This is a genomic window from Saprospiraceae bacterium, from assembly GCA_016709995.1.
GTDB lineage: Bacteria > Bacteroidota > Bacteroidia > Chitinophagales > Saprospiraceae > JADJLQ01.
This window is the reverse complement of record JADJLQ010000001.1, coordinates 2077547-2095420: the sequence shown is the minus strand read 5'-3', so window position 1 is coordinate 2095420 and position 17874 is coordinate 2077547. Positions and strand designations below refer to the sequence as shown.

General features: G+C 40.2%; 8 protein-coding genes. 5 read left to right on the top strand and 3 right to left on the bottom strand.

The window, feature by feature from the left end; translation table 11 throughout:
• Window positions 1-8: 8 nt before the first annotated feature.
• The 3 genes from IPJ09_08730 to IPJ09_08720 form a co-directional block, all read right to left on the bottom strand.
• Window positions 9-3443, bottom strand: a complete 3435-nt coding sequence (locus IPJ09_08730; protein MBK7371513.1) for a T9SS type A sorting domain-containing protein — start codon at window positions 3441-3443, stop codon at window positions 9-11.
• A 120-nt stretch (window positions 3444-3563) separates the two neighbouring features.
• Complete coding sequence (locus tag IPJ09_08725; protein ID MBK7371512.1) at window positions 3564-6902, bottom strand: hypothetical protein; 3339 nt, start codon at window positions 6900-6902, stop codon at window positions 3564-3566.
• Window positions 6903-7099: 197 nt separating this feature from the next.
• Window positions 7100-7990 (bottom strand): lysophospholipid acyltransferase family protein, encoded by an 891-nt coding sequence (locus IPJ09_08720; GenBank protein ID MBK7371511.1) that lies wholly within the window; start codon window positions 7988-7990, stop codon window positions 7100-7102.
• A gap of 48 nt (window positions 7991-8038) precedes the next feature.
• On the opposite strand from IPJ09_08720, the gene IPJ09_08715 reads away from it, so the two are divergent.
• From IPJ09_08715 to IPJ09_08695, 5 genes are all read left to right on the top strand, one after another.
• Complete coding sequence (locus IPJ09_08715) at window positions 8039-9013, top strand: N(4)-(beta-N-acetylglucosaminyl)-L-asparaginase (GenBank protein ID MBK7371510.1); 975 nt, start codon at window positions 8039-8041, stop codon at window positions 9011-9013.
• Window positions 9010-9663: a response regulator transcription factor gene (locus tag IPJ09_08710; GenBank protein MBK7371509.1), complete on the top strand. Its 654-nt coding sequence runs from the start codon at window positions 9010-9012 to the stop codon at window positions 9661-9663. Before IPJ09_08715 ends, IPJ09_08710 begins: the two co-directional genes overlap by 4 nt.
• A gap of 165 nt (window positions 9664-9828) precedes the next feature.
• Window positions 9829-14838: a hypothetical protein gene (locus tag IPJ09_08705; GenBank protein MBK7371508.1), complete on the top strand. Its 5010-nt coding sequence runs from the start codon at window positions 9829-9831 to the stop codon at window positions 14836-14838.
• A gap of 144 nt (window positions 14839-14982) precedes the next feature.
• The gene (locus IPJ09_08700) at window positions 14983-15201 is read left to right on the top strand and encodes a hypothetical protein (GenBank protein MBK7371507.1); all 219 of its coding nucleotides are present in this window, start codon (window positions 14983-14985) and stop codon (window positions 15199-15201) included.
• Window positions 15202-15308: 107 nt separating this feature from the next.
• A complete protein-coding gene (locus tag IPJ09_08695; GenBank protein MBK7371506.1) occupies window positions 15309-17828 on the top strand; it encodes a hypothetical protein in 2520 nt (839 codons plus the stop codon).
• The last annotated feature ends 46 nt before the right edge of the window (window positions 17829-17874 follow it).

The window sequence follows — 17874 nt, the reverse complement described above, 5'->3', positions numbered from 1 at the left end:
TAGTGAATTTAAGATTTTAGGCATATGATCTTCAGGGTTTTGGCTCCTGACCCACGAGGAATGTATTTTAAAATATAGAGGCCTGTTGGTAGATTCACATATTCAGTTCTGTGCTCATTTGGCCCTAGATTGAACTTTCGCAGAAGTCGGCCTTGTATTGAAAAGATATTTATAGATATAGGCTCCGGTGCGGAGTTTTCACACCTGAGGTAAGAGCCAAATGGATTGGGGAATACCTTCAAATCATCCTGTGGGGTATCGTTAATCACAGCTATAGCGATATCATTCAGGATTTTTAATGTAATCGTCTGGATGCCGGACCAATTATTTTTTTCATCGACCAGGATGATTTTAATATGTTCGGTGGTGTCTGCAATGACCGAATGTCCGGTAAAGCTTATGCTGCCACTGTTGAGGTCACTTTGTTTGAATGAGCTCCCGATTTTGATCGTGTCGACTCCATTTTTTAATAAGACACCCAACGATGGTGTTTCCAATAGGGTATAGGTGATTTGATCCGGACTTGAGTCCTGATCGGTAGCATCTATGAAGGCTTTATTCACAATGACCGTTTTGAATTCAAATGTTTCAATGGGCTTGTTATTACTAAGAATGGGGCCATTGCCAGGCACCGCGCCACACAGTTGGAGTGACCATTCATCCATGCTGCCTCCGGCTCCACTATTGCCATCCTGGATTTTCAAAGACCATATTCCTTTGGAATTCGATCGGGTTAAAGCACTCAAAGGATTTAATGGTTTGTGCAGCTTTCGATCAGTCAACGGGCAGGTGATGTCTATCAAGGCCTGATCATCGAGTCCTAAATTAAAGTTACTGAGGTTATTGCATTGTCTTGCCCATAAAATGGAGCTGTCTCCATTGGGGGCTTTTAAACTCAGTGTAAGGTCCCCCACAAAATCATGGGCACCTCGTATTATCGGCAAAGTGATCAAATTTAAAGCAATCGAATCAGGGACATTGATACTCGACGAGAGTGTGGGCGTTCCTGTGGCAGAGATAAACTTTGGCAGGTCTGTGGCAGAATACGTTTTACAAGCCAGGCTTTGGGTATGAAACACATTGAATTTAAAATCAGTATTCGCACAAAAGCTTTGCGGTCTGATCCTCCAAAAATAGAGCATGTTTTGAGCGAGTTCTATGTCTGGATCACCGATCGTATCCTGCTCGGTAATGATTTTTGACCAAACGGTAGGGTCGAAGGATGCATTTTCTGAAAGTTGGATGACATAATTACCTTCTGCAGATATTTTTTGCCATTTCAGGAGGGTATTGGTCGAGACCTGGTCTGCGCCGTTCATTGGGGATAATAGGTGCTGATTGCCAGAAAGAATTTTGATGTTAAAGCTTATATCGACAGTATCCTGGTTTTTCCTGATGCCTTTAATCATGATGGGCAGTATTTGCGAAAGGGCATTTTCATCTACCGATATTAAAAGCATTGTAGTATCTGCCCGGGTCATCCATGGATTGCCAAATTTGAATGATAGGAAGGGGAAAAAATCAGGAATCAAAAGTCTGATTGAATCTTCATTCGACGAATTGGAAGTTATCAAACTAACACTTTGGGTTTCTCCATTACATATGGTTAGTAAATCCGATTGAGCACCTAACATAGGTAAGGATGGTAGCTCAGGGGATAGTTTTATTTTGCCGTTATTGATATCGAAAAAAACATTTTCACTGGCTTTTATTTTTATCCTTCCATTGTCGGTTGCAGTCGATGGCATTGTGATCCATTCAGCGCCATCGTTTGCAATGTCACTAGCCAATCTCTGTCTAAATGTATTACCTCCATCATCTGACCAAAATACATTGACCAGATTGCAGCTGACGGGGCTTTTATCTGTATGGGCTACGTTCCATTTGATTTTGACGAGACTGCTCTGATTTAAGGTGGTATCTCTGTTAAAGTCAATTATATTAAAAGGACCTGCTGCTGTAGTCGACTGAAGGCCCATATCCAGCCATTGTGTTCCTCCTCCGGAGGGATCGAGGTCTCTGGCTGTAAATCTAAATGTCAATGGTCTGGTAGTCGTGGGCAGGACTTCAGTGATGCTGGCCCGATTGAATAAAATGTCCTGCAATATTGGGAAGATTCGTACCCCGGAAAGCGAAGGTGTATATGACCTGAACAATGGAGCAGTGCTCACAGGGCTTCCTAAGATGCTTTTGGGGCCAAGATCGAGTTGCTCCCAGGTATAAACAGGAACACTGAGATCGTCCGTGGCGGTGCCTGACAACTCAAAGGGAGTGCCAATGGGGATAAATCCATTTGTTTTATTCATAATCACAGGGACCGGTGTGACATTGGTCAGATCTGTTTTAGTTCCACAAAGCGATCCGGTACTCTGCTTGGAGTATGTTTTTATTTGTTGGAGATTATATGCATGAAAATATGGATCGGGTAGAGCCTGCACATAATTTGGGCCACAATTGCTGGCTCCAGCATAACTCATAATGGTGCTTCCGCTACCGGGCTCAAATCCGCTTGAAGAGGTTTCATTAGAATTGTCACAAAGATTGAATATATGAGTAGCGCTTAATTGATGGCCGATTTCATGGCATGGTATCGTATAAAATAGTAGATCCGTAAAAGGTCCGTATGAGCAGCTCACGCCTGCACCTTTGTTAGCTGTACACACGCTGGACAATAGCGCGATGCCTCCGGCATTGGTGCCAAATACATGTCCTATATCATAGTTATTGAGACCTATTCTATCATTTAAGACCGTTGGGTTTTGGTCGAGCATGATACCGGTATTGCCATTCGTATATGGGTCTGTCAGAGGATCAGTAAAGAACAAAGTATCATTATTGGCTACGAGATTAAATTGAATGGCACTTTCTTTGATATACACTGCATTGATCCTGGTGAGATGACCGTTGAGCCCAGCCAATATTTCTTCCTTAGTACTGCCTAGTCTATTCGAAAACTCTCCAGTTGTAGCTATGGCCATACGGTAAGTCCGCAGTGAAATTTTTTCGGGTGGCAGATTTCCAAATGATCCTTGATTCAAAGTAGAAGGAGTGAGCATTATATCTTGATTTTGACACTGAAATATTTCAGAGGAAGAGCTTATATTTTGTAAGTTATTCGACTGAATAAATTCATAAGTGTCTGGTTTTTCTTCAATGGGTTCGATAAAACTGGCCTCTGCTGCCGCTAATGAAAATAAATGGATTTTGTTTTTATAGATATCCAGGTAAAATGTGGATGACGCGCCCTGAGCTACATATGATTTGATCGCTGGATACTTTGCCGCCAGCTCAGCTGAAAAATTAGATCTTTCTTCAAAAACCAATCTTTCTGAAAATGCTGTACCAGTAGGGATGCTTACATACTCCTTGCGCTTGATGGCTGTCAAAAATGATTCAATATTTAGTTGATAGATTTTACCTCCAGACTTCGGGGAATGAGACATTTCGATAGAGTGCCAATATTCTTGTCCCGCAGATGGCTTTATAAGAGCCGTTAAAATGATTAATATGAGGATGATTCGCATAAGATGATTAGACAATATAGTTTAATATAGAATACAAAATTAAAAACTAGCCAATACTTGTGCCCTGCCTGTCTGGATATATCTTCCGCCCTCGCTTTGCCTGCCATCATATCCCAGTCTAAGCGTGGTATTTGCATTGATTTCTTTGTCGATATTGAGTTGTAATAATAAATTTTTGCCAGGCCTCAATCCTTGAAGGATGCTGTACTCTGTCCAAGGATTGGATGGACCGGACAGGCTGGCCCAGATCGAAGATATAGAGCTGCGCAAGCTCCAGGTGGGCCAGGGTTGTGAGGTGATCTCAAGTTTTGTCTCGTGGGCCATCGTATGGGTTTTGGCTATTTGCTCATTGCCTGTCTTATAACGATAGGAACCGGACAAGCGCAAGGTGTTTTTATATTGAAAGTGAAGCTTTGGCTCAATAATCCATGATTGAAGAGTGAAATTTTTTTCTTTAAAAAACGCTGCATGATTTGATTGAGCGGTAGATGCAAGGTAACTTTCAAAGCTGAGTGATTGATTTATTCTTTGCCGGGACCTTAAGAAATATTCTTTATTGCTTCTTATTTCATATCCGGTAGTGAGTCTCCATTTATTGGTACTCAGCAACTGGCCGGCTTGAAGCTCAAGTTTTTGAGCTCCTTTGTTTAAATATAGTTGATTTCGCATGATGCCCTGGAGTGAGATTAACTGGTCTGGATTCGGATCGATAGGCAGTACAAAGGCGGTTTCATCAGCGAGTTTCCAATTGAAGTTCCAGCTGGAAGCAAATGTTAGTTTGTGAAACCATTTTTTCTGCAATTGAGGCTGCAGTAGCCTTATACCATCAAATTCAAAATTTTGTAAGTAAAGATAATTTTTGGTACTTACGAAGTCATTGCCGCTGATCGCATAGCGTATATACTCTCCCTGATCGCTGAATGGAGCCAACTCAAATTCTGTGACCTGGATAGTAGAGTCCTTATTGATGTCTATCCAGGTATAATATCCCTGTCCTTTATTTACTTTAATATAAGTGTATTCGATACTCGGTTCTTGTCCTCTGCCTGTTTCGATAGTCTGGTTGAATCGAAAAGCATTGTTCTTGGTACGGGTGACAAATGCCTGCCGAACAAGTAGGTTGGTGCTATTTTTTTCTTGTATAGGATTTATGACCTGATCATACGATAATTTCCTGCCGGCAGCCCGGAAGTTCCATTGAGTGTATTCATTGATCCTCCATTGGTGTTCGAGCGCATATTCATTGGAATGATAGTGTTTCTCAAAACGTTCCCCATTTATTTTTTCATCTTGTCTGATAGCATATTCAGCCCGGTAGGAAGATTTGTTATTGGCAAGATTGCCTTCCGCAAATGCCCTCAAAGTTTTGAAAGAAAAACTATTGGGTAACAAAGGAGTGTTGGGTTCAAATGATTGTTTATTAGTTTCCTGGTCGAGGCTGATTCCGGCAGTATGATGCCCTTTTTTGATGATGGATTGCCTGAGTTCCATTTTAGGTCTGATCAAAGATCCGGTGCTGATCATAGATGAGTTGAACATGGCTGATCCGGAAGCTTTGACTGTGGTGCCCGCATGGTCAAAGGCCAGATTCCACCCATGGATCATACCTTGATAAAAAGAAGATTGAGTATATCGCTGCAATTTATAATTGGCTACAAAATGATCTTGATGGAGTCCGCTTTGGAGTGCCCAAAGTAGACTTTTTCCGCTTGAAGAGCTATTGGAAGGCAGGCTCCAGTCCCGATTGAACTCAGGGTTCCTAAATGGTTCGATAATGCTAAAATTTTGCGATATCTTTTCAATCGAAAATTCGTTTTTCCAGGTCAGTCCAGCTGGATTCAATTGTTTTTCTATAACTAATTGTTGCTTCCAGCCCAGGCCATAGTCATCGGATTTGTCTTTTGAAGAATACAGATTGTTGTCCAGATTACTAAGACTGATCTCCGACCTACTGTATAGTCCATTCAATGGTTTGTACTCTAACCACATAGAGTGTTGCATTTGTTTTTTTGGAGCTGTCAAACTGATTGTAGGTTCGTATGCTCCATTTTTGATGCCTGTACCTGGATCAGGCGATACCCAGCGATATGCTCTTCCGTTGGTGAATAATTCATGTTCTGTGATGTAGTTTCCCTGCCCCTGGCCAACATAATTGAATTGCGCGGTATAGTTATTGGTGCTGGTATTTGGTGCGAGTATCAGCACTTCCAGGTATTGCACCCCGCTCACGATCGTGTCCACTAAGTTGTATCGAATTGTATTTGGTTCTACTCCAGGTTCCACTTTCCTGATGGTTGATTTATTCAGATTATTGAGCTGATCTCCCGCTTGATTCAAAAGTTGTTTGTCTTCTGTCGTCAATGTTTGAAGGATATTTGAAGTTTTATTATCACCTTCGGTGTAACTATTCCACTGTAGTGTGATATCTTTTTTGTGATATCTTGATTGCAGTGACCAGGCTGATTTCAAATAGGATTGATTTGAAAATTCAAATTCCACGATCACTCTGCTGTTTCGATTCAGCAACCTTTTTGAGGTGAAACTGATCTCTGATCGGTTGTAGTCCATCACGTAATCATATTCAAGTCCACGGGTGAGGAGCTGTCCATCCAGGTAGACTTTTTCAGAACCGGATAATACGATGATAAATATTTCGCTGCCATTGCCAGTCAATCGATAGGGGCCTTGGTTGGCTTCTTGCACATCAAGTGTCTGTCTTTTAAAATTTCCCCTGGCTATCGCCCCGCCAAATTGGGTCTCTATAGTGCCTCCGTCGGATAAATCATTTTTCGTCAGGAATTGTAACCCTTTGTATTTTTTATAATATTTTAGGAAATAGGTATCGTCAGGTTTGAGTTGCTGATCGCCTGCCAATAAGGTCTGATTCTTCCTTTTTATTTCGATGAATACTTTGTCTATTTCATTTAATTGTTGAGTGTTACCATCTGCCTGGATTGGCAGATTTTCATCTGTTATGGCTGCATTGATTTCTATATCGTCACCCAGTTTTCCGGCCAATTGGAGGTTAAGTGTAGAGTTGAGTACTACATTTTGATTATTCCCAAAACTCAGCCCCCTGCCAAAGGCTCCTATATATTGTATTTCATTGTTTGACTCTTTGTTTTTTTTGTATTCTGACGGCGGATACCGGTAGCCCATAGGTACATTTTCAAGGATATCACTCAGCATACCTGTATCGACTCCAGTGATGTTGATTTCAGGTGAGCCTGCCAATACGCTGTAGATTAAGTTTATCTCTTTTGGCGTTTCTGTTAGATTGTATACAGTGATTTCTTTTCCCTCAACTACATACCTGAATGCAGACAGTTGGTCCGGTAGCAGCGTGACAGACTCGGGTATGATATACAATGTATCCACCAATTTGATAGAATCTTTTATTTCAATCTTTATATTTCTTACATAAGGATTTTGTTGACCAATGCATATCGAAAGAGAACAGCTTGACAGCAGCAATACCAACGAAGGAATTATATTTTTGCGCCACGTACAGTTCATGTTCCCAAGTCAAAAATACTCTACATTGGATGAACTGATTTTTACAAACGCGCCTCTTATCAAATTCTGACTATTTCTTCATTGATTTTAGCCCATTTCCATCGTTTATGAGACCACAGCCAATCATCCGGGCGCTCCTGCAGTATATGTTCGAGTTTTTTTGCGAACATTTCAGTGATTTGTTGATGCGTATATTTCGTAGGATCATCTACAAGGACTGATATCTCGGACTCATAATAACCACGCTTTACCCTTTTTGAATCAAAGAACAGTATTGGCATATTATGCTCTTTGGCTACATTGGCAGGACCATGTACAAAAGCAGTATCCCTGTTCAGAAAATTTACCCAATATGCTTTTTGAACGATGGATGGGTTTTGGTCAGCCAGCAAAAACAGTATACCGGGTGATGACATCTTTTCGATCATTGGTCTTAGTTCCTTACTCGGCACAATGGTTAGACCGGACCTTGTACGCTTCTTATACATCCATTGCTCCAGTTTTGGGTTGGCCAAAGGCCTGTAAATGGCATACCCGGGCACTTTTAGTTGTGACGGGATGAGTATGGCACCGATTTCGAAATTGCCAAAATGAGCTGAAACGCCCACCATCCGTTTTTTTTGTTCCAGGTAAGGCTGTAAAACGCCCAAATTGGTAAACTTAAAATGAGTAGCTAATTTTTCCCTGGACCAGCTGTAGGAAGCCAGGGTTTCCATGATAAGATCGCTAAGATGTTGATAGTATTTTTCTGCCAATAATGCGATTTCAGCGGCACTTTTGACAGGGAATGACATTCTCAAATTTTTAATAACTACTTGTTTTCTGTATCCAAGTAGGTTATACAATACTACCTTTATTATATTGGAACACCTATACAAATTTTTGTCCGATAACTTCGATGAGAACCATATGATCACCTTAAATACATAGTACAGTAAACTTTTCAGCATGCTCAAAAATAATTACCTTGTCTACATTAAAAATAAATATTCTTGATTTTGGATAATAAAACAGAAAACAAGCGAAAATTCTTGCGCCAGGTGACTGGTTTGGCGACTTTGCCTTTATTTAATATTGCTCGTCCGAAGGTACCTAAATATGCACCTCCAATAATTTTGTCGACCTGGGGCTTTGGTCAGGAAGCGAATGAAGCTGCTGCAAATGCTTTATCGATGGGTATGAGTTCATTGGATGCCGTTGAAGCAGGTGTAAAAATCCCTGAAGGAGATCCTACCAATACCAGTGTGGGTTATGGTGGATTACCAGACCGGGATGGTCGAGTGACATTGGATGCTTGTATCATGGATCATGAAGGAAAGGCCGGGTCTGTATGTGCTATGGAACATATAAAACATCCGATTTCAGTGGCTAGGAAAGTAATGGAAAATACCCCTCATGTGATTTTGGTCGGAGCAGGCGCCTTGGATTTTGCAGTGACTCAGGGTTTTGAAAAAGAAAACTTATTGACTGAGTCTTCTCGTCAGGAATGGGAAAAATGGAAAATCACCTCCAAATATGCTCCAAAAATTAACGTAGAGAATCACGATACTATAGGCATGTTGGTCATGGATACCCAAAATCGCATCGCAGGGGGCTGCACCACCAGTGGTCTGGCTTATAAAATGGCAGGAAGAGTAGGGGATAGCCCAATTATTGGTTCTGGACTATATGTGGATAATGAAATTGGGGCTGCCACCGGTACAGGGTTGGGAGAGGTAGTATTAAGACAATGTTCTACCTTTCTGATAGTTGAGTTGATGAGGCAAGGGTATACACCCCAAAAAGCCTGCGAAGAGGCTATAAAAAGAATCGTTAAAAAGAACAATAATTATAAAGAATTTCAAGTGGCTTTTATTGCCTTTAATCAAAAGGGTCAGATAGGTTCATTTGCGTTGCAGCCTGGTTTTAGTTATGCGATGTATCAGGGCGGCACTCATATGGTGGTTGATTCTAAATCTTACGTACCTGCATGATTTCCTATTGTATAGTCTATCCTCATCCTTTGTACAATCTAGGTTTGGTTTCTTTGATGGAAAAGTTTAAACCCGGGCAGACTGCTTGCATTAGGACAGGGCTTTATCCAAAAGAATGTCTATTAAAAATAAGTGATTGGATAGGAGAACTGATTTTTATAGGTGTTTTTTCTAAAGGGAATGACGAAATCAAATTGGTCGAAGCCATCAAAAAAAAATCCAAAAAATCCCAGATTTTATTGATTTCTACTCCGGAGTATAGTGAAGTCACCAGAAAATGTTTTATCAAGGGGGCTAATGGTTTAGTCTATGTTCATAGCTCCGAAGACTTGTTTTTGGATGCACTGACCAGAATTATTTCCAACGAAGTAGTGATGCCTCATGGTTTTCGAATACATCCTGACCTCAATCAAATGGTCGCCAATCAACGAGCCGCCGGCCGTCTGGACTTTCACCTTACCTTTAGAGAAAAGGAGATTTTAGCGCTCATATGCAAAGGGCTTAACAATCGGACCATCAGTGAACAATTATTTATTTCTGACCAGACCGTCGCAGTGCACAGAAAGAATTTGTTTCGGAAAATGGGTGTTAAAAACAGCATTTCTTTGATGCAGGCTGCCAGAGAAAAGAGGCTGATACCCTTGTTATAGATTAAATAAATTTATATTCGAAAATTTAACTAAATCAGGCAGATTACCTGATTTTTTCATTCTACTTTTGTGTTGATTTTCTGCAAAGAAGATCACCGAGAATTTTTAGAACCAGAACTTTTTAAAGACAAATAGAGTAAAGTGCAATACTTTCACTCATATCCTGTGTTACACATCGTAAGAAGGCATATGCCCTCTTTCCTGGTTTTTATTGCTTTTTTCTTATTTGGATTTTCCAGTTTTGCACAATCCAAGATTATCCTCCAGGGCAAAGACAAAGATTCTGCTACCATCCAAGTGTCCACAGGTGACAAATATTATGACTCAGGTGGTCAGGGTGGAAGTCGAATTCCCGATCAGCCAGGCAATTATAAAAATTGCAGTGATCCATTTAACGAATCTACCAACTGTACATCTATTTATACTTTATGCAGTCAGGGAGATACTGTAGCAGTCAATTTTATTGAGTATCTAATCGTGACGGGCGATCGTCTTAGGATTTTTTCTGGTAAAAACACATCAGGACCGATCTTATATAATAGCCAGAATCAAGGTGTTTCAGTCAATGGGATGAAGCTTACCACCGGTACCTTGCATAAAAGTCACTCTCCCGACGGATGTATTACTTTCGAATGGTTCAGCACCACCATCGGCAATTCAATTGGGTGGGAAGCAGATATCATCATCTATAAAAAATCGATGCCAGGTGGAAGTGCCTGTGCCCCAGTTTGTAAGCCACTGGTCACTATTGAGCTCCCTTCAGATACTTGTTATAAAGTGACGGAGGTGAGTAGTTTTGTAGACAATTTTTATGCACCATGCAAATTTTATTTAAAACTTTTTTACCCTGAAGGCACTTCTGACTTGGGCAGTGTAGCACTCGATCAGAGCCATCTTGGGCAGACTTTTTTATATCAAGTCACGGACTCTGCCAGCAAAGCTGCCTGTTTTGGATATCTGAAAGTCAATGAATCACAATCTCCATATTCGTTTTGCCAAAATGATACAGTAGATTGCCTCCATTGGGAGAAAAATCTTCGGGGGATTGATCATATTTATACTTGCTCTGGCTTTGAATATACTATACTTTCTACCAGGTTTGAAACCATGGATTGCGAAAATCATTTTTCTGGCTTGATTTTTCAATCTGTAGAAACTAAGGACAAAAACGGTCTTAGAGATACCTGTATTGATACCCTTTATGTTAGAGCCCTGACTTTGGATTCCCTGGTTTGCCCAAAAGACTTCAAAATTTCTTGCGAACTACTGAGTCCCGGTATTGTCGCCAAAGATCTTACCCCAAATTATCTAAGTGTCCGTTTTGATCTGAATCATGACAATCGATTGGATTTTGCGCCATCAGTGCTCATTTATCCAATGATCAATGGTCAGATCATTCCTGATTCTCTTGGAGCTTGCCTGAGTAGTATAAAATATGATGACTTAATAATAGCCGGTTGTGGATCGACCTATAAGATTAGAAGACAGTGGAGGCTAAAAAGTAGTTGCAGAGGACTGGACACGGTATGTATTCAGAATATCACGCTCGAAGACTTGTCACCTCCTCAAGTGAAAAACTTGAATGGCTTTAACATTCAATTAGAATCTGACCAATGCACAACCAATGTTAATTTCGATTTATTGCCCGACATCGAAGATTGCAATGCAGTATCTCAGCGTCTGGAGTTTTCTTACCCAGATCTGTTAAACCCCGGCAAGCTCATCGTGGTCAATAGTTTACTGCCTTTTAATCTAACCATTCCCAAAGGTGGGTATCACCTTGTTTATACTTTTGCAGACTTATGTTTTAATGCCAGGAGAGAAGAAGTGTGCCTTATTATCAATGGCATTTTAAAGCCATCCATTCTAATTGATTCCTTACAAAGCCATTTTATAGATCCAGCCACCTGTTGGTCCAGAATCTATGCTTCCGATTATCTACCTATGATCCGGAGTAATTGTTGTAATAATTTCTTGATGACGATTGCGGTCAAAGATTCCGTAGATCATTATTCCAATTATTTAAGAACGACTTTGAATTCCGTTTGCCAGGACAGTGATCAATATACTTTTCATCCTGCCTGGTATGACCAACAGATCGATGAATGGATCAATGCTTTTGTATTCAAACCTTATGTAGATCTGTCCTCGTGCGGTAGCCAGGCATTGATTTTGCGGGGATTTTCATTGTGCGACCTTCCTGCAAAAAGTGAAAGCTTTGCTTGTGACAAACAGAGCTGGTATAATTATTTAATGTTCCCTGCATTCAGGATATGGGCCAATTCTTTTGTACCGGCAGCTTTACCTTGTATTGAAAGATACCCAATATCTTGTTTTTCAGTATTTTTTAAATCCCTGAACGATAAGAAAGCAGAATTTCGTCTGGGACTTTCAGAGGAGTTAAATGATTCGACTTCTTGTAAAGGAGAATATTTGCGCAATGTGTTTGAATCTTCTGGTACTTCTTTTGCACAGATTGACATTAATATTATAGTTAAGGATACCACACTTCCCACTATTCCAGCTTTACCTGATCTCCTTATTTATGCTGATGGCGCGCAAGAGGATAGTCAAATCATTTGTTGCGGAAGTGCATCTTGTGTTGGCGAAACTTATCTTCCCGGATCTTGGCCTGGAGCAATTGGGTGTAATTGTGACTCATCTCAGATTGCAAGATTTTATGGAGGACCGGTAAACGACGATGTAACCTATGACTCTACTGGCATCTACCATTATCGAAGTGATTGCAGTGGATATGATCAAAACAATTATGTAAGACCTATTTATTGCAGTAGATATGTGGATCAGGACATAGCTGTTTCTGCTTTGGATTATGACTCAATATTCTACAGACCTGTGTTTCAATCACCAGGTTCGGCCATGGAGTTTAGCCTTGGTTTAGGTTGCGATCAATCCTGGACAGTCGATCATAAGGATAGTATGACTGCCGGCTTATGTGGTGATCTCACAGTAATCCGCTATTGGGACCTGGCTTCTACTTGTGGTCAAACTATCCATTTTTCGCAAATACTTTCCGTTAAAAAGCGATCAGATTTTGAAGTAATTTTTCCAGCAGACCTCCAATTGGATTGCAATGGAGTTAATTCTTTTGACACATTGGGGGCTCAACTGGCTGGCTATCCATTCATTAAAGGGCTTCAGTCCAACAGCCTTAGAGTGACTCATAGCGATTCTATTGTGCCTGATGGGGCTAGCTGCCTGGCTATTATGAGGTCATGGTATATTTTAGATACTTGCTTGAGTCGATTTTCACCGGACAGGGTTGATCCCGATATCATACTCAACGATACCATAGTAGCAGACCCGACAGATCGATATTGTGTATACCGTTCACTTAAAGATGGAGGAGATGGCTTTATGCAGTATCGACAATTGATTAGGTTTAAAGATACTCGGCCTCCATCGATCAGCATAGGTGATTCGACTATTTTTTCTGACAATGAATGTTTGTCGCCGTCTATTAGTTTGAATGTTTCATTGTCAGATGATTGCACCCCTACTTCAGGGCTTCAGATGACCGCCTATTTGGATCTTGGAGCCAATGAAAGTGAAGACTTATTGTTAGGGCATGAAACCATGATCATCGTTCCGGAAGGATTACCTATAGGTCATCACAAAATTAAAGTGGTTGCCTCTGATCTTTGTGGTAATAGAGATAGCTCCCTTTCTGATTTAAACATTATTGATGGGAGTAGTCCAATACCTTTTTGTGTGACGACACCCTCCCAGGTTTTTATACCATCTTCAGGAAGTGTTTTAGTCCATGCACAGGATTTTGATGCAGGGACATTACCAGGTTGCAGCGGAGGAAATTTAAAATATAGTTTTTCTGACATTGTTGAGGAAGGTATCGCAACTTTTACCTGTGACAGTGTAGGCGTAAGGACAAGGACATTGTGGATTACCAATCAGGCTGGTTATCAGGCTACTTGTCAAATTTCACTGCAAGTCGTGCCAGCTACTTTAGCTTGTACTTCAAGTTTGGATTTCTCTATTGATGGCAAAGTAATGAATTCTGCTTCCACAGGCATTAGCGGGGTAAAAATAACTACCAACATTATTAATGTATCCTCTACAACAGCACCTACCGGTGAATACTCCATCTCTAGTTTAAACAGCGGAACCAATGTAAAATTGATACCCTATAAAGATGATGACATACTCAATGGAGTGAGTACCATAGACTTATTATTGATTGAAAAGCACATCAAAGGACAATCTATTCTCACGGATCCATATTTGCTGATCGCTGCTGATGTCAATAATTCAGGATCTATTACTGTTTCAGATCTTATTTCTCTTCAAAAAATTATATTGGGCACCAGCACTACTTTTCCAAATAATAAAAGCTGGATATTTATTCCCAAATCTTTTGTTTTTCAGGACCTGGCAAATCCCTGGATTTACCCTCAGACCATAGAGTACGATCCTTTGGTTACTTCTATGAAAAATGCAGATTTCATTGGGGTAAAAGTAGGTGATGTCAATAATTCTGCCGTAGTAGGTTTGACAGGATTAGAAGAAAGAAGCCAATCAGACATTTCGCTTGACTTAAGACCAATATCTGATGGATCTAACCTTGAATGGGGATTTTATCTGCCCAAAAGGCTGACCAATTTAAACGCCTTCGCTGTTGATCTTAAGGTTCCAAAAGGCTCTAAGGTTTTGGGTACTGGACTTTTAAAAATAGTCGAAAATGAAAATTTTTATATTTCAGATGACCATTTGCGCATAGTTTGGACAAGTGTCACTGGCGTTACTCTTAATCCTGCTTATCCTTTATTTAAGATCGTAACTTCCAGGTCTGCCCGTTCCAGTGATTTTGACATCCTTCGCAGGCTTTGGCGTTCCACCATTATTGCAGATGATGCTATTTTTAGTATAAGCCTGAAGGTGCCTGATCCTCAAATTACGATTTACCCCAATCCCTCTTCAGAAAAGATTTTTATCAAATTTTTTGTGAACGATCCGCTGCATGATAAGGTTTTTTTAACGAGCACTTCCGGTGTGATATTCAATCAATTTATATTTGACTTGCAACCTGGTGAAAATCGTATCTTATTGAATAAAAGTGATTTACGATCCTCCGGAGTTTTTTATTTTACCACTATTTCAAATGGTAAAACCTATATCGCCTCATTTATAGTGTTTTAAATAAGGAGTTTATAGATTACATAAATAGTTAATGTTAAAATTACCACTATTAGGGTATAAGACTTGCGGGCTCTTAAAATTATATTTGTTCACTTAAAGACGAAGAACTTACATTTTTATTTACAATTAGAAAATTCAAATCTCATGAAAAAAACGATTTATTCATTGGCTGTTTTGTTTCTCATGTTAGCTTTCGGCACCTTAAATGCCAAAGATGTTTTGCATGGAAATGATAATGCTACTAATAATGTAACCGTAGTTAACGGTGATAAATATTATGATAGTGGGGACCGGGTAAGCCTAGATCCAAGATCCGGCAGAAACTATAAGAAATGTTGGAGTACGACAATTAGATCAAGGTAATAACTTGTGTATCTACCTTAATAGCATGACTTGGGTAATGCGGCTTTGAGACCTTATGTTCAAGAGATTCAATTGTATTCAGGGAAGATTCCCTTGAGGTTGCCAATTTGAATGCTTATGGCAATTTGTCAGATGGTACCACCTACACCAGCACTGCTTTAAATGGTTGCCTTACGTTTATTTTTCACGGAACTTCAATTGGCAATGCAGCAGGATGGGATGCAGATATAATAGTCAAAACTACTGGTCGAGATGATAATCCACAAATACCTTGTAACTTGGTCTGTAATGACCATGTAAATGCCAGTATGCCAGCTGACCCTGGATGTTACCGTACCTTTCAAGCTGAAGATTTTCTTCAAAATCCTGATGCCAATTGTACTTCTTATACCGTTGCATTATCATATCCTTATGGTACTGTACCAGGTAATGGTACCGATGTCAATCGCAGTCAGATTGGGTACACATTTGTGTATAGTGTTAGGCTTACAGATGGTAGTAATAACTCCTGTTGGGGTTATGTCACTGTTGAAGACAAAGCACCACCACAAGCATTCTGTAAAGACAGAACGTTGACTTGTTTTCAGGTAGCTAAGATCAATGCTGATCTTGGAACTACTGTAGACAATTGTTCTCAGGGAGGAGCTACTAAAATTGAAAGTATGCGCTTCGAGACTCAAGGCAATGGTTGTGATCAACAGTACATAGCTCTTGTATATCGCACCATCCGTACATGGGATGATTGGGGCAACACGGGTACTTGCAGTGATATATTGTCTATCACCCGTGATTCCTTGAAGAATATCAAGTGTGCTGATCTGGTTGAAGCTAATTGCAGGATAGTTTGCAAAGATTTATCCAGTACTCCGAAGAATATTAAAATTTCATTTACAGAGGATGGGACTAAAAAGTTTGATCCTAAAAAATCCTGTAAGCGGAACTTTCTATCCTTCTCCAGATCTTTTACTGTACATTCAAAAAATTGCAGAACAGCAATTAAAATCAATGGACTTGATGGTGCTTTGGATGGTGGGTTTGTGGTTCCTTACATCAAAGATGTAGTTTGGGTACCTGTTACTCCTGCCACTACTCCACCTACTTGTATTCCTCGCGATTCATGCGTACCTATGTACCCGGCTATCGGGGGTCTTTGTAAGACTACAGTAGGCTATTGGGACAAACCACTCAAAATATGCGAAGGTGGCGCTGGATTCAAGATCCGTCGCGAATGGCGCATAGCTGACTGGTGTACAGGAAGAGATACTGTATGTGTTCAATACATCAAGGTTGAAGACAAAGAGAATCCAATATTGGTAGATAATGAATATCCAGACATCCCAAGATATAATGCAAGTGCTCATGACTGTTATGCTACAGTTAGCTTGCCAGCCTTGAATATTGATGATTGTAGCCCGGTTGATCAAAACTATACTATTACTTACGCAGACAATTCTCATCCTGGTAAGACAATCGTAGAAGTTGGTACTTTACCTGGTAAAGTTAAACTGCCCGCATCTCCTTTTGGAGGATGTTATGAAGTTGATATTAGAGTCGTAGACAAATGTTACAATTTTAGTACATTCGCTTATTATGTATGCGTATACGATATTACACCCCCTACTCCGGTATGTATTGAGTATACTCAGACTACAGTAGATCCAGCGACTTGCTGGGCACGTGTATATGCTCAGGATTTAGATCATGGTAGCCGCGACAATTGCTGTAATGTATTGCATTTTGCAGTTGCTCATATGGATAGCATTACTTATTATACAAATACATGGACATCTTATTGGGATGCTACTTGCAAAGCTGACTATTGGAAGTACAAACCACAATATGATAAGTTTTTATCTGATTACATCAATTGTTTCGTATTCAAAGACTATATAGATTTGACCGAGTGTGGTACCAATCAGGTAGTACTTAGAGTATACGAAGCTTGCGGTGTTCCAAGATATGACCCACATGTTTTCCCTTGCTCTGAGCATGATTGGTATACTTATAATACCTCTAAATTATGTAGGGCTTGGCATAACTATCACTTCTTCCATGCTGATGGCGCTAAGTCATGCACATCCAAACCTGCTCCAAAATGGTGCAGAACAGATTGGGAAGCTTGGTTTACCAAAGCAAAAGATGCCACAAAATATAAAGGAGGATTCCCATCAAATGCTCCTGGGCTAAATCCTGTGAGTTTAGATGCTGTATCTACAAAATTGTACAATACATTCTATGCAGGTGGAACTGATGGCGCAGCAATTGATTATCTTTTTGATTGTGTTTTCTATTTCCCACGACCTCTTGCTAACAATGGAACTGATCCATATGCACCAGGAAATAGATGTTCAGACTTCTTGTATAATGACTGTATGGTCAATATCTTAGTAGATGACAAGACTCCTCCAGTATGTGAGCGACCGGATGATATTTTCTGGTATTGTGACGGAGTAAGCGACACTGAAGGTGGTGTATACGAGTATGCTAGAAATGCATGCCGTGATTTCTCCTGGACTTCAGGCTTAACTGCCAATGCAAAAGATTACCGATGCGTTGATGAAAAGGAGCTCCTTATAACAATATTGAGAGCACAAAAGAAAACGACGGTGTACTTACCGATACTTTAGATGGTACTGGTGTTAAATCATACGGATGGTATGGTTGCAGTATCTA

Coding starts and splice junctions, on each gene's coding strand:
- IPJ09_08730 (MBK7371513.1), bottom strand. CDS start 3,443: ATGTCTCATTCCCCGAAGTCTGGAGGTAAAATCTATCAACTAAATATT.
- IPJ09_08700 (MBK7371507.1), top strand. CDS start 14,983: ATGAAAAAAACGATTTATTCATTGGCTGTTTTGTTTCTCATGTTAGCT.
- IPJ09_08720 (MBK7371511.1), bottom strand. CDS start 7,990: ATGCTGAAAAGTTTACTGTACTATGTATTTAAGGTGATCATATGGTTC.
- IPJ09_08710 (MBK7371509.1), top strand. CDS start 9,010: ATGATTTCCTATTGTATAGTCTATCCTCATCCTTTGTACAATCTAGGT.